Source organism: Streptomyces sp., from assembly GCF_050698815.1.
Lineage (GTDB): Bacteria > Actinomycetota > Actinomycetes > Streptomycetales > Streptomycetaceae > Streptomyces.
In genome coordinates this window covers 1-13,407 of the sequence record NZ_JBOHCV010000112.1, presented here as the reverse complement: position 1 = coordinate 13,407, position 13,407 = coordinate 1, and the positions used below count along the sequence as shown (strand labels likewise).

Annotated in this window: 12 protein-coding genes and 2 pseudogenes; 10 read left to right on the top strand and 4 right to left on the bottom strand. The window is 72.5% G+C overall.

Annotated elements, in window-relative coordinates; translation table 11 throughout:
* Positions 1 to 1,311, bottom strand: a pseudogene (locus ACRDP3_RS04385) (peptidase S41); the annotation flags it as partial.
* 380 nt (positions 1,312 to 1,691) lie between these two features.
* Here ACRDP3_RS04385 and ACRDP3_RS04380 point away from each other — a divergent pair.
* The gene (locus ACRDP3_RS04380) at positions 1,692 to 3,968 is read left to right on the top strand and encodes an MMPL family transporter (protein WP_431515473.1); all 2,277 of its coding nucleotides are present in this window, start codon (positions 1,692 to 1,694) and stop codon (positions 3,966 to 3,968) included.
* A 106-nt stretch (positions 3,969 to 4,074) separates the two neighbouring features.
* On the opposite strand, the gene ACRDP3_RS04375 is transcribed toward ACRDP3_RS04380, so the two are convergent.
* A complete protein-coding gene (locus ACRDP3_RS04375) occupies positions 4,075 to 4,488 on the bottom strand; it encodes an SsgA family sporulation/cell division regulator (protein ID WP_431515472.1) in 414 nt (137 codons plus the stop codon).
* 315 nt (positions 4,489 to 4,803) lie between these two features.
* On the opposite strand from ACRDP3_RS04375, the gene ACRDP3_RS04370 reads away from it, so the two are divergent.
* From ACRDP3_RS04370 to ACRDP3_RS04355, 4 genes are all read left to right on the top strand, one after another.
* Complete coding sequence (locus ACRDP3_RS04370; protein WP_431515471.1) at positions 4,804 to 5,994, top strand: energy-coupling factor ABC transporter permease; 1,191 nt, start codon at positions 4,804 to 4,806, stop codon at positions 5,992 to 5,994.
* 1 nt (position 5,995) lies between these two features.
* Positions 5,996 to 6,757, top strand: a complete 762-nt coding sequence (gene cbiQ, locus ACRDP3_RS04365; protein ID WP_431515470.1) for a cobalt ECF transporter T component CbiQ — start codon at positions 5,996 to 5,998, stop codon at positions 6,755 to 6,757.
* Positions 6,745 to 7,551, top strand: coding sequence for an energy-coupling factor ABC transporter ATP-binding protein (locus tag ACRDP3_RS04360; protein ID WP_431515469.1), 807 nt, complete (start codon positions 6,745 to 6,747; stop codon positions 7,549 to 7,551). Before cbiQ ends, ACRDP3_RS04360 begins: the two co-directional genes overlap by 13 nt.
* Before the next feature lie 76 nt (positions 7,552 to 7,627).
* Positions 7,628 to 8,785, top strand: coding sequence for a serine hydrolase domain-containing protein (locus ACRDP3_RS04355; protein WP_431515474.1), 1,158 nt, complete (start codon positions 7,628 to 7,630; stop codon positions 8,783 to 8,785).
* Between the two features lie 3 nt (positions 8,786 to 8,788).
* On the opposite strand, the gene ACRDP3_RS04350 is transcribed toward ACRDP3_RS04355, so the two are convergent.
* Positions 8,789 to 9,232 (bottom strand): ATP-binding protein, encoded by a 444-nt coding sequence (locus tag ACRDP3_RS04350; RefSeq protein WP_431515468.1) that lies wholly within the window; start codon positions 9,230 to 9,232, stop codon positions 8,789 to 8,791.
* 115 nt (positions 9,233 to 9,347) lie between these two features.
* Here ACRDP3_RS04350 and ACRDP3_RS04345 point away from each other — a divergent pair, with 115 nt between their 5' ends.
* From ACRDP3_RS04345 to ACRDP3_RS04325, 5 genes and pseudogenes are all read left to right on the top strand, one after another.
* The gene (locus ACRDP3_RS04345; RefSeq protein WP_431515467.1) at positions 9,348 to 10,229 is read left to right on the top strand and encodes a helix-turn-helix domain-containing protein; all 882 of its coding nucleotides are present in this window, start codon (positions 9,348 to 9,350) and stop codon (positions 10,227 to 10,229) included.
* Positions 10,226 to 10,495, top strand: a complete 270-nt coding sequence (locus tag ACRDP3_RS04340) for a DUF397 domain-containing protein (RefSeq protein WP_431515466.1) — start codon at positions 10,226 to 10,228, stop codon at positions 10,493 to 10,495. The genes ACRDP3_RS04345 and ACRDP3_RS04340 overlap by 4 nt, the downstream gene beginning before the upstream one ends.
* Positions 10,496 to 10,550: 55 nt before the next feature.
* Positions 10,551 to 11,368 (top strand): annotated as a pseudogene (locus ACRDP3_RS04335) (SAM-dependent methyltransferase).
* The gene (locus tag ACRDP3_RS04330) at positions 11,365 to 11,709 is read left to right on the top strand and encodes a hypothetical protein (protein ID WP_431515465.1); all 345 of its coding nucleotides are present in this window, start codon (positions 11,365 to 11,367) and stop codon (positions 11,707 to 11,709) included. Before ACRDP3_RS04335 ends, ACRDP3_RS04330 begins: the two are co-directional and overlap by 4 nt.
* Positions 11,710 to 11,741: 32 nt before the next feature.
* A complete protein-coding gene (locus tag ACRDP3_RS04325) occupies positions 11,742 to 12,533 on the top strand; it encodes an SDR family NAD(P)-dependent oxidoreductase (protein ID WP_431515464.1) in 792 nt (263 codons plus the stop codon).
* Between the two features lie 188 nt (positions 12,534 to 12,721).
* Here the strand turns inward: ACRDP3_RS04325 and ACRDP3_RS04320 are convergent.
* The coding region (locus tag ACRDP3_RS04320; RefSeq protein WP_431515463.1) for a 4-(cytidine 5'-diphospho)-2-C-methyl-D-erythritol kinase at positions 12,722 to 13,407 on the bottom strand (686 nt) is incomplete at its 5' end.

The window sequence follows — 13,407 nt, the reverse complement described above, 5'->3', positions numbered from 1 at the left end:
CCCGAGACCGGCGAGAGCGCTGACGTCGATCAGCAGGAGGCGTCCGTCGTGGCTCGCGACGGCCAGGGTGCCGCCGTCGGGGGACGCCACCAGTTCGCGGGCCCGGCCCAGCCGGCCCGCTGCCAGCCGCCGGGGCGGGCTGGGGCGGGTCGCGCGCGGCAGATCCACGATCTCGACGGCGTCCTGGCCGGTCGCGTCCGTGATGTACGCGATCTTTCCCGTGTCGCCGAGTGTCCGCGGCATCCGCACCCGCACCCCGGGGGTGTCCACGATGGCGCGGGCGGGGCCGTCGCGGTGGGTGAGCCAGTAGAGGCTGCCGCGCACGCACACCGCGCTGGCCCGACCGGTGGTGTCGACGGCGAGTGCGTCGAGGTGTGCGGCGGCGGGCACCTCGTACGGGCGTCGCCCCGCGCGGGGGCCGCCCAGCGTGATCTCCAGGCGGCGCGGCCGGCCCGTCGGTGAGAAGTCGTCGACGATCCACACCTCTCCCGCGCACTGGTAGACGACGCGGTGGCCGTCGGTGGAGGCGTTCCGTGCGTAGAAGTCGGCGTGGTCGGTGTGCCGGCGCAGGCCGGAGCCGTCCGGGTGGCAGGAGTAGAGGTTGCCGATGCCCTCGTGGTCGGAGAGGAAGGCGATGCGGTCGCCCAGGAACATCACCGAGTCCAGGTGACCTTCCAGTTCGGGCAGCAGCCGTTCGCCGTGCAGCCACAGCCGTCCCGTCGCCCCGCCCCGGTAGCGCTTCCAGGCGGCGGGCTCCTGCGGCGGCTTGCCGGTCAGCAGCAGGGTGCGGCGGACGCCGCCGAGGGCGGCGACGGCGATGTCCGCGACCGGTCCCCAGGGGAGGCGGCTGGCGGATCTGCCGTCCGTGCGGAGGCGGTAGGACCAGGTGCTGTGCGCGAACGGCTGTTCGTGCGAGGCGACCGCCAGCACGTCACCCTCCGGGGTCCAGCCGCACACGCGGGCGTAGGAGGCGCCCCAGTAGGTGAGGCGGCGGGCCGGGCCGCCGCCGACCGGGACCACATGGACCTCGGGGTCCAGGCTCCGCCAGGTGGTGAAGGCGATCAGCCGTCCGTCGGGTGAGAAGCGCGGGCGGTCGATGCGCGTACGGTCCACGGTCAGCCGCCGGGCCCGTCGCCCCGGATCGCCGCCCGGGGTGCCCCGGCCACCGGGCCCGGCGGGCTTGGTCCGGGGATCCGAGGCGATGAGCGGCGCCACCCAGAGGTCGTCCTCGGCGGCGAAGCAGACAAGGTCGCCGTGCAGGTGCGGGTAGCGGAGATACGGGGGCCGGTGCTGCCGAGGGTCGTCAGGCACGGCGGCGGCCCCTTTCGCGCCCGGCGACCGCGCCCCGGCCCCGCCGCCGCCCGGTCGCGGTGGTCGCGGTGATCGCTGTGCTTCCAGAAGAGGACGGAATTCTCCGGTATGCGGAGGTCTGCTGACTCATCACCATGCTTGCCATGCTTCGAGCCGGATCGCGGCGCGGCAACTCGGGGGCAACCGAGGGGCGACGCGAGCGACGCGGGGGGCGAGGTGTGACATACGCCTCATCGCGTCCGCGCACTCATCCCTCACCTGTCGGCAGGCGTCTTCCGGCATGAGCTGACACGGCATGCGCGGGGGACTCGCGGAACGGTCCGGTCGGTTTCGTCCGCATTTGACCCGAGCCCGACCGACCGAGACCGGAGACCTCTCGCGTGGCAACCTTCCTGTACAAGCTCGGCAGACTCGCCTTCCGCCGCCGCCGTATCGTCGCCCTCGTCTGGGTGGCGTTACTGGTCGCGGCCGTGACGGGCGCCTCCACCGCTTCGAATCCGCCCGACGACGACTTCGCGCTTCCCGGTACGGAGGCCCAGCAGGCCTTCGACGTGCTGGAGGAACGCTTCCCCGACGCCAACGCCGAGGGTGCGAGCGCCCGCATGGTCTTCCGTGCGCCCAGCGGCGAGAAGATCACCGCGACCGACAACAGGGCCGCGGTCGAGAAGACCGTCGGCGAACTGAGCGGCGGCCAGGCCGCCGGCGTCGCGAACCCCTTCGCTCCCAAGAGCGGCGCCGTCAGCAAGGATGGCACCACCGCCTACGCCGCGGTGACCTACAAGGTCTCCGCCGACAAGATCACCGACGCGACGCGCGAGAAGATCGACTCGGCCGCCCGTACGGGCCGGGCCGAGGGCCTCACGGTCGAGACGGGCGGCGACGCGCTGTTCGTCGAACCGGACATGGGCAACGGTGAGATCTTCGGCATCGCCGTCGCCGCCGTCGTCCTCATCCTCACCTTCGGTTCGCTGATCGCCGCCGGACTTCCCCTGATCACGGCCCTGATGGGGCTGATGATCGGCATCTCCTGCATCACCGCCCTGGGGGCCACGCTCGGCCTGTCGGCCACCACCTCGACGCTCGCGACGATGATCGGCCTCGCCGTCGGCATCGACTACGCACTCTTCATCGCCTCCCGCTACCGCGCGGAGCTCACCGAGGGCCGGGAACGCGAGGAGGCGGCCGGCCGTGCCGTGGGCACCGCGGGGTCCGCTGTGGTCTTCGCCGGTCTTACGGTCGTGATCGCGCTGGCCGGACTCGCCGTGGTCAACATCCCGCTGCTCACCAAGATGGGCTTCGCGGCGGCGGGCACGGTCGTCATCGCCGTCCTCGTCGCGATCACTCTGGTGCCCGCGGCGCTCGGCATCGTCGGCAAACGCATCTACGGCCGCAAGGTACGCAAGGCCAACCCGGAGACCGGTGTGCCCGACGCACGTACGGCCGGTGCCCGGCCCGGCGCGGGCGAGCGCTGGGCGGGCTTCGTACTGCGCCGCCCGCTGATGGTGCTCGCGGTGGCGGTGCTCGGGCTCGGTGCCGTCGCGGTGCCGGTGGCGAGCATGGAACTGGGGCTGCCCGACGAAGGCAACCAGCCCACCAAGACCACCCAGCGCAAGGCGTACGACATGCTCTCCGAAGGCTTCGGCCCCGGCTTCAACGGACCGTTGATGGTCGTCGTCGACGCGCGCGGGAGCGACGATCCGAAGGCGGCGGCCAAGGACGCCGCCCGCCGGATCGCGAAGACGGACGGCATCGTCGCCGCCGCGCCCCCCGTCTTCAACAAGGGCGGCGACACCGCGACCCTCACCGCCGTCGCGGAGTACGGGCCGAGCAGCTCCGGGACGGAGCAGGTGGTGCGCAGTATCCGCGACCAGGCGGACGCCCTGCGTACGGCCACCGGCGCCACCATGCTGGTCACCGGCGCCACGGCCGTCGCCGTCGACTTCTCGCAGATCATGAACGACGCGCTGGTGCCCTATCTGTCGCTCGTCGTCGGACTCGCCTTCGTGCTGCTGATGCTCGTCTTCCGCTCGGTGCTGGTGCCGCTGAAGGCCGCGCTCGGCTTCCTGCTGTCCGTACTCGCGGCGCTGGGTGCCGTGGTGGCGGTCTTCCAGTGGGGCTGGCTGGCGGAGCTGATCGGCGTACAGCAGACCGGGCCGATCATGAGCATGATGCCGATCTTCATGATCGGGGTCATCTTCGGCCTCGCGATGGACTACGAGGTCTTCCTGGTGACGCGGATGCGCGAGGCGTACGTGCAGGGGGAAGCACCGGGCAAGGCGATCGTCTCCGGCTTCAAGCTGAGCGCGCGGGTGGTCATGGCCGCCGCGGTCATCATGATCAGCGTCTTCGCGGGGTTCATCGGCGCCTCGGAAGCGATCATCAAGATGATGGGATTCGGGCTGGCCGTCGCGATCCTCTTCGACGCCTTCATCGTCCGGATGGCGATCGTGCCCGCGGTCCTGGCCCTGCTCGGCGACAAGGCGTGGTGGCTGCCGGGCTGGCTGGATCGGCTGCTGCCGAACGTCGACGTGGAGGGCGAGCGGCTGCGGCGCCGGCTGGAAACCGAAAACGACGGGCGGGGCTCTTCCGGCGGCGCGACGGGTCAGGACCCGCCCGGCATCCCGCACCAGCGGGACCACGAGCCCAGCAACGTCTAGCAGGGGCCTGGGACAGGGCCTGCCGACGCGGGTCCGCGCTGCGGCGCGGACCCGCACTTCGGGTGCGGGTGTGAAGGCGGCCGGACGGCGGCCGGACGGTGACGGCTCAGACGCCGCGCAGCAGGGCGGCCAGCCCGGAGTCCAGGTCCAGCAGCCGGTGTTCCCGGCCCGCGGGGACCGCGTCGTAGGAGCGGACCAGGAAACGGCGCAGGTCCGCGCTCTCGAACTCGACGACAGCGACGCCCTCCTGGGTGACCAGCTCGATCACCACGTGCGCCCCGCCCCGTGGCCACACGTGCACGTCACCCTCGCCGGCGGGTCTGCGCAGTCCCGCCTGCAGCAGGTCGCGTGCGAACACCCAGGCGACCTCCGCCCCGTCGAGGGACGCGGCGGCGGGGAAGACGATCCGGACGGCGAGCGGGTCGGCGCCGTCGTAGCGGAGGGCGGCGGTGAGGGTCCCGGCGGCGGGGGACTCCGCGATCAAGCGGGCCTGCACGGTGTGCTCGAACTCTGCGGACATCGTCTGCTCCTCTGTCGCCGCTGTCATCGGGGCCGGGCTCGCCGGTTCGGCTTCGCCGCCGCACCGACACGGGTGCCCCATGAACTGTCAGACGCCTGAGGGAGGGCAACAGTCACCTGCGGAGGGGGGTGAGGTCCACCACACGACCGGACGGGACGGGGCGCGAACGCGTCGCGAACGCCGGTCGGGGCCGCCGTTCCCGGTGTTCGAGCCAAACATCCGTTCTTGCAATCTATTTGCAGGTAGGCACTATCATCAAACGGTTGCCAAGGTGGCTGAAGCAGCCAGCGGTTCGAGAAGCGGAGCGGTGTCGTCATGCATGTCCCGGACGGATTCATCAACGCCCCCGTCTCGGTCGCCGCGGGTGTGGCCGCGGCAGGGGCGGTCGCCCTCTCGCTGCGTGGCGCACGCCGCGAACTCGGCACCGCCGCAGGCAGGTCCGCCGGCATCGCGGGGGAGCGCACCGCGCCGCTGGCCGGGCTCGTCGCGGCGTTCATCTTCGCCGTCCAGATGCTGAACTTCCCCGTCGCGGCCGGTACCAGCGGACATCTGCTGGGCGGTGCGCTGGCCGCGATACTCGTCGGCCCGTACACGGGAGTGCTCTGTGTGTCCGTCGTCCTGCTCATGCAGGGCGTGCTCTTCGCCGACGGCGGCCTGACCGCGCTCGGCGTGAACATCACCGTCATGGGTGTGGTGACGGTCCTCGTCGCGTACGGGATCTTCCGCGGGCTGCTGCGGATCCTGCCGCGTGGCCGTGGTGCCGTCACCGGGGCCTCCTTGGTCGCGGCCCTGATCTCGGTGCCCGCGGCGGCCGTCGCCTTCACGGGCCTCTATGCGGTCGGCGGCACGGCGGACGTACCGCTGGGCAAGGTGTTCGCCGCGATGGCCGGGGTGCACACGCTGATCGGCATCGGCGAGGCGGCGATCACGGCCGCCACGGTCGGCGCGGTCATCGCCGTACGCCCGGACCTCGTGCACGGGGCGCGCGGCGTCGCGGCCGCACCCCTGGAGCTGCGGACGGCGGCGGTCGGGGTGCCGGGCGGCGGCACGGTGCCGAGCGCGGAGCCGGCGTCCGGGTCAGAGCCCGAGCCCGAGTCCGGGCCCGAGCCCGGGTCCGAGAAGCCTTCCGCCCCGGTCAGGGTCCCGGCGGCTCCGGCCCCCGTCGCCGCCCGGGCCGGCCGCAGGCTCTGGCTCGGCGGTCTGCTCGCGGCCGTGCTCTGCGCGGGCGTCGTCAGCTCCTACGCGTCCCCCAGCCCGGACGGCCTGGAGAAGGTCGCCGCCGACAACGGCATCGACAAGCAGGCCGAGGAGCACGCGGCCAAGGACTCCCCGCTCGCCGACTACGGCGTCAGGAACATCGCCGACACCCGCCTCTCCGGCGGCCTCGCCGGCGTCATCGGAGTCGGCGCGACCCTCGCGGTCGGCAGCGGCGTCTTCGTCGTCGTACGCCGCCGCCGCGACCAGGAGCACCAGGAGCGCGGCACAACCGACCAGCCGGCCACCTGAGATGGGCGCCGGCCACGCGCACAAGCTCTACCGGCACGGGCACTCGCCCGTGCACGCGTTGCCGCCGCACTGCAAGCTCGCCGCCGTCTTCTGCTTCGTCCTCGTCGTCGTCTCGACGCCGCGCGAGGCGATGTGGGCCTTCGGCCTGTACGCGGTGCTGCTCGCGGCCGTCGCGGGCGCGGCCCGGGTACCGCCGGGCTATCTGCTCAAGCGGCTGCTGATCGAGGTGCCGTTCGTCGCCTTCGCCGTTCTGATGCCCTTCGTCGCGGCGGGCCCGCGCGTCGCCGTGCTGGGCCTCTCGCTCTCCGAGTCCGGGCTGTGGGGCGCCTGGAACATCCTCGCCAAGGGCACCCTCGGCGTCGCCGCCTCCGTTCTGCTCGCCTCGACGACCGAGCTGCGCGAACTCCTGCTCGGCCTCCAGCGGTTGAGGCTGCCGCCGCTGCTCGTCCAGATCGCGTCCTTCATGATCCGCTACGGGGACGTCATCGCCGACGAGATGCGCCGGATGCGCATCGCCCGGCTCTCCCGCGGCTTCCGTGCGACGGGCGTACGGCAGTGGGGCGTGCTGGCCAAGTCCGCCGGCGCGCTCTTCATCCGCTCCTACGAGCGCGGTGAGCGGGTCCATCTCGCCATGATCAGCCGCGGCTACGCGGGCACGATGCCGGTCATCGACGAGGTGACCGCCACCCGCGCGCAGTGGACCGCGGTCGCCGCCCTCCCGCTCGCCGCGCTCGCGGTCTGCCTGATGGGATGGGCGCTGTGACCCGTACGAGCGACACCAACGACAGCGGCGACTCCCGCGACGCGCACCCGTCCCTCCAGGTGTCCGGCCTCGCCTACGCCTACCCCGACGGGCACCAGGCCCTGTTCGGGGTCGACCTCACCGTCCCGCGCGGTGAACGCGTCGCGCTGCTCGGCCCCAACGGTGCCGGCAAGACCACCCTCGTGCTGCACCTCAACGGCATCCTCACCGCGGGCGCCGGTTCCGTCGCCGTCGCCGGACTGCCGGTCGGCGACCGGCATCTCGCCGAGATCCGGCGGCGGGTCGGCATCGTCTTCCAGGACCCCGACGACCAGCTGTTCATGCCGACGGTCCGCGAGGACGTGGCCTTCGGTCCCGCCACGGCGGGGCTGCGCGGCCCGGAACTGGCGGCGCGGGTGCACGAAGCGCTCACCCAGGTCGGCATGGAGTCCTACGCCGACCGCCCGCCGCACCACCTCTCCTTCGGACAGCGCCGCCGCGTCGCCGTGGCCACCGTGCTGGCCATGCGGCCGGAGATCCTCGTCCTGGACGAGCCGTCCTCCAACCTCGACCCGGCCTCCCGCCGCGAACTGGCCGGCATCCTGGCCGGGCTGGACGTCACCGTCCTGATGGTCACGCACGACCTGCCGTACGCGCTGCAGCTGTGCCCCCGTGCCGTCGTGCTCAGCGACGGGGTCGTCGTCGCGGACGGCATCACGCAGGAACTCCTCTGCGACGAGGAGCTGATGGCCGCCCACCGCCTGGAGCTGCCCTTCGGATTCGACCCCCGGTCGGTGACCGCGCCGAGCCGGTAGCACCATGGAGGGTGCACGGTCGGCGGGGCAGTCGGGGTGGTCGGGTACGGACAAGGGTGGAGGCGCGGAGCAGGTGGTGGACGTCCAGGGCACGGTCGCGGACGGATTCGAGCCGGTCCGGGACGCCTTCGCGGCGAACTTCGGTGAACGCGGCGACACCGGCGCCGCCTTGACGGTGCTCCGGGAAGGGCGGACCGTCGTCGACCTGTGGGGCGGTGAGGGCTGGCGGCGCGACACCGTGGCCGTCGTCCGTTCCGTCTCCAAGGGACCGGCCGCCGCCGTACCGCATCTGCTCCACCAGCGGGGCCAGTTGGACCTGGACGCCCCGGTCGGCGTGTACTGGCCGGAGTTCAAGGCGAACGGGAAGGAGCGGGTGCTCGTACGGCATCTGCTCGCACACCGGGCCGGGCTCCCCGCACCCGCCACCCCGCTCACCCCCGCCCAGGCCGTCGACGGCGTGAGCGGGCCGGCCGCCCTCGCCGCCCAGGCCCCCGCCTGGGAACCGGGCATGGCGCACGGCTACCACGCCCACACCTTCAGCTGGCTGATCGGCGAACTCGTGCTGCGCGCGACCGGCCGGCCGCTGGGCCGCTGGTTCGCGGAGCAGGTCTCCCGACCGCTCGGCCTCGACCTGTGGTTCGGGCTGCCGGAGGAGTCCGGGATCACGGAGCGGCTGGCACCGCTCGCGGCGGTGCCGACGCCCGAACCACCCGCACCGGCCGGCCTGCGGGTGCGGCCCAAGCGGGCCGTCGCCGAAGCCTGGGCAGACCCGGGTTCACTCACCCGGCGCGCCTTCGGCGCCATCGACCCGTTCCCCGGCGAGAACGACCCCGCCCTTCTCGCGGCCGGCCTGCCCGGCTCTGGGGCCGTCGCCACCGCCCGTTCGCTCGCCCGCTTCTACGCCGCCCTGATCGGGCCGCTGCCGGACGGCGGCAGAGGCCTCTTCACACCCGCGACCCTGACCCAGGCCCGCTCCCAGGAGTCGGCGGGTCCGGACCGGGTGCTGGTGGTCAACTCCCGGTTCGGACTGGGGTTCATGCTGCACGGCGCGGGCGCGCCCATGCTCGGGCCGGGCTCGTTCGGGCACCCGGGGCGCGGCGGTTCGCTGGCCTTCGCCGACCCCGGGTCGGGCACCGCCTTCGCGTACGTCACGAGTGCCATGCAGCGCTCGGTCACCTCCGACCCCCGCGCCCACGCGCTGGTACGGGCGCTTCGGGCGGTCATCGACTCGTAGACGTCAGGACGGGAGCTGAGCCCATACGGCGTTACCCCGGGTTACCGAGGAGGCCGTCACGCCCCACCGCGCGGCCAGTGCCGCCACGATGTGCAGGCCCCGGCCGCTCTCCTTGTCGGCTGTCGGGCTGTGGCGTCGGGGTGTCCGGCTGCTGGTGTCGTCGTCGTGCACCTCCACCCGGACCGTGCCCTTCGGGCACAGTGCCGCGCCGCACACGATCCATGAACTGTCGGTGTGGGTCACGGCGTTGGTGGCCAGCTCGGACAGGACGAGGGCCGCCCGCTCGCGGACGTCCCGGGACGCGCCGCGCAGGCGCAGCCAGCGGTCCAGGGCACGCCGGGCCCGGGGGACGCTGACGTCCTCGGCCGGGAGCCGCAGGGCGTGTGAGGCCGTACGGGCGTGGTCGATGGAGAGCCGCTGGGGGAGGCGCGTGGGGGGCACGCTCATGGAGGGCACATGGTCACTATGAGTGGTGAGGTCTTCGACCGGCAAGGTTCCCTCTGATAATTTCAGAGTGAAGGAGCAATGAAGCAAGGTGAGTTGACCCGTCGGGAGGTACAGCGTGACCGACGCACTGACCACCGGTTCGAGAGCCCCCACGGTGCTCCGCATCATCCTGGGCAAGCGGCTCAAGGAGCTGCGGGAGGGCCGAAAGGTCCGGCTCGAGGACGCGGCGAAGGCGCTGCGGGTGAACCATCTGACCATCAGGCGGATGGAGAACGCGCAGGTGGGCCTGAAGGTCCCCTACGTCAAGGAACTGCTGCGGCTGTACGGGGCCGGGGACGGCGAGATCGGCGAGTTCATCGCGATGGCCGAGCAGGCCAACGCCCCCGGCTGGTGGTATCCCTTTCGCGACGCGCTGCCCGACTGGTTCCGCGCGTATGTGAGTCTCGAGACCGACGCGCAGGTCATCCGGGTCTACGAACCGCACTACGTGACGGGGCTGTTGCAGACCCGGGACTACGCCCGGGAGGTCATCCGGGCCGGATTCCCGCACGCCTCGCGGGAGGACCTGGAGCACCGGGTCGATCTGCGGATGCGGCGGCAGGCGCTGCTGAGCCGGCCGGACGCACCGACGCTGTGGGTGGTGCTGGAGGAGGCGGCGCTACGGCGTCAGGTCGGTGACCCGCAGGTGATGCGGGCACAGCTGGACCGGATCATCGAGGCGAGTGAGTGGCCCCATGTCTCGCTGCGGATTCTGCCGCTGTCGGCCGGCCCGCATCCGGGTACGGGGGGTCATCTGACCTATTTCCGCTTCAGGGAACCGGAGTTGCAGGACATCGTCTATACCGAAGTCGGGCTGACCAGTGCGGTGTATCTGGATCAGCGGCCCGATGTGGTCATGCACCTGGAGGCGCTCACGCGTGTCTCGTTGCTGGCCGCCGAATGCGTGCCGGATCCCCGGACGTATCTGAACCATCTGCGCAAGGAGTTCGGCAAATGAACCCCCCCGAAGCTGTCCCTGGCCGGACGCCCGGCCGTGCCTACAACGGCATGCCCGCGCGAGAACTGGGTGCCGAGGGCTGGCACAAGCCCTGGAGCGGCCAGAACGGAGGCGCCTGCGTGGAGGCGAAGAAGCTTCCCGACGGCCGGGTGGCGCTGCGGCAGTCCACCGACCCGGACGGGCCCGCGCTGCTCTACACCCCGGACGAGATCACCGCCTTCATCCGGGGAGCGAAGTCGGGGGACGCCGACTTCTTGATGGGCTGAGTTCGACAGGCCGAGATTCGGGGGCGGTACGCCAACCGGTGAAGGGGAACGAGAGATGACCACGTCCGGCAAGCCGGAGATAGACACCAGCAGGCCGCACTCGGCCCGGATGTACGACTACTACCTCGGTGGCAAGGACTGGTATCCGGTCGATGAGGAAGCCGCCGAACGGGTGCTGAAGGTCTGCCCGCACATTCGCCGGACCGCGCAGACCAACCGCACCTTCATGCACGTGCCACCCGCCTGCTCGCCTCCGAGTACGGCATCCGGCAGTTCGTCGACATCGGCACGGGCATTCCGACCGCGCCCAATCTCCACCAGGTCGCCCAGGAGGCGGCCCCGGAATTCCGCGTCGTCTACGCCGACCACGACGCGACCGTGCTGGAGTACGCCCACGTCCTGATGCGCAGCGCCCCGCAGGGCCGCACCGCCTACATCAGCGCCGATGTGCGCGAGGACGCGATACTCGACGCTCCGCAGCTGCGCGAGATCATCGACCTGGACAAGCCGGTCGCGCTGTCGCTCGTCGCGCTCTTGCACTTCGTCCCGGACGACCGGAAGCCGTACGAGATCGTGCGGAACCTGGTCGGCCAACTGGCCCCTGGCAGCTTCTTGGTGCTCTCGCACTGCACCGCCGACTTCGACGCGGCGGCCTGGCAGGGTGTCAAACAGATCTACGACGCGGGCGGTACGACGGTAGAATTCCGGACCAGTCAGGAAGTGCAGGGTTTCTTCGAAGGACTGGAGATGCTGGAACCGGGTCTGACGGCCGCGCACGACTGGCGCCCCGACGGGCCGGCCGACCGCACCGAGGACGAGACCGAGGTGCTCCGGAGTGCCGCGCTGTACGCGGGAGTCGGAAGGAAGGCGTGAGCATCGCCATGGACGACGGCCCCGGTCCGGCCGGGAGCCTCACGGCGTACCGGCTGCGGCTGGCGCGCATCCGTGCCGAGGTGACCGGGGAATCCGTGGCGGACGCGCTGCGGGCCCTCCAGGGAGGAGGCCGGCGCAGGCCGGTGCCCACGGCCGTCGCCGACGAGGCGGCCGGGGCAGCTGAGCCCGCCGCCTGCGCCGGACCGGAGCCGGACCCGATTCCCGAAGCGGAGCCGGAGCCGGCGGATCTGGAACCGGAGGCGGAGTGCGATCCCGACGCCGTGCTGGCCCGGGTGATTCCGCTGGCGCGGGCCGCCCGGCGCCGCGCACAGGACGGCTGACCGTGCCGCTCCCGGTGCGTCAGCCTCGCCCGATGCGGCGGTTCGAGGAACACGCGGCGCTGATCACCGGCGCCGGACAGGGGATCGGTGCGGCCATCGCCCGGCGGCTGGCGGACGAGGGCGCGCACGTACTGGTGACCGACCTGGACGGCGCCCGGGCCGAGCAGGCCGCGGCCGGGATACGGGCCGAGGGTGGCCGGGCCGATTCGCTGGCCTGCGACGTGGGCGACCGGCAGGCCGTGGAGGCGGCGGTGGCGCACGCGGTGGCCCGCTTCGGCGGCCTGGACGTGCTGGTCAACAACGCCTACGCCTGCCATGCCGACGCCGCTCTGCTGGAGGACGAACCGGACGAGATCTGGCAGCGCGATCTGGACACCACCCTCACCGGTGCGTTCCGCTGCGCGCGCGCGGCGATGCCGCACCTGGCGGCGGCCGGAGGCCGCGGCGCGATCGTCAGCATCGGCTCCGTCAACGGCATCCAGGACTTCGGCAACCACGCCTACAGCGCCGCCAAGGCGGGTCTGGCCAGTCTCACCCGGACCCTGGCGGGAGACGGCGGCCCGCGCGGCGTACGCGTCAACCTCGTGGCCCCCGGCACGGTGCACACCGCGGCCTGGGCGGGCCGGGAGGCGGCTCTGGAGCGGGCGTCCTCGGTCTATCCGCTGGGCCGGGTTGGCCGTCCCGAGGACGTCGCGGCGGCCGTGGCCTTCCTGGCCTCCTCCGACGCCGCCTGGATCACGGGCTGCACGCTGTCCGTCGACGGCGGCATCACCGCCGTCAACACCGGCTTCCAGCAGCAGATGGGCATGCCGGACACGCTTTAGTGCCCCTCCCGGCAGTGTTTGCCCTGTCGCGCCGCCCATCACGCACTCCCCCAGCCTTCGGCCGGGAGGTGCCCCCACGCCGCGTTGGCCAAAAGCCCTGGTAGCTCCACTACAAGGACTTCCTGCCGCCTTGCGATCGCACGCACTGGACGACGCTCCTTGACGGGCAAACACTGCCGGTCACGGCACTAGAGAAGCGTCGCACCCGGGGCCGGGGACGTCGTGATGCGGGTGGCGCGGCAGGTGCCCGAAGCGGTGAGCGCGGCCGCGACGGCGGACGCCGAGGCCGCATCCTCCGCGAGGAACGCGCACGTCGGCCCCGAGCCGGATACCAGCGCGGCGAGAGCCCCGGCGGCGGTGCCCGTCTTCAGCGTGTCGGCCAGCGAAGGCCGCAGCGAAATCGCCGCCGCCTGCAGATCGTTGGAGAGCGCCCCGGCGAGGGCGGCGGCGTCGCCCGTACGGAGCGCGTCGAGCAGCGGGCCCGAGGGCTCGGGGGCCGGGACGTCGGCCTCGGCCGACCCCGTACCGCCCGCTGTACCTCCGGCTTCGCGGAGCCGGTCGCACTCGCGGTAGACGGACGGCGTGGACAGGCCGCCGTCCGCGACGGCGAACACCCAGTGGAAGGTGCCGCCGGTCTCCAGCGGCGTCAGCAACTCGCCCCGCCCGCGCCCCAGCGCCGCGCCGCCGACCAGGCTGAACGGGACGTCCGAGCCCAATTCCGCGCAGAGCGCCAGCAGTTCCTCACGCGGCGTCGACGTGCCCCACAGCGCGTCGCAGGCCAGCAGCGCGCCCGCCGCGTCGGCGCTGCCGCCCGCCATGCCGCCCGCGACGGGGATGTCCTTGGCGATGTGCAGCCGCACGCCCGGCTCGCGCC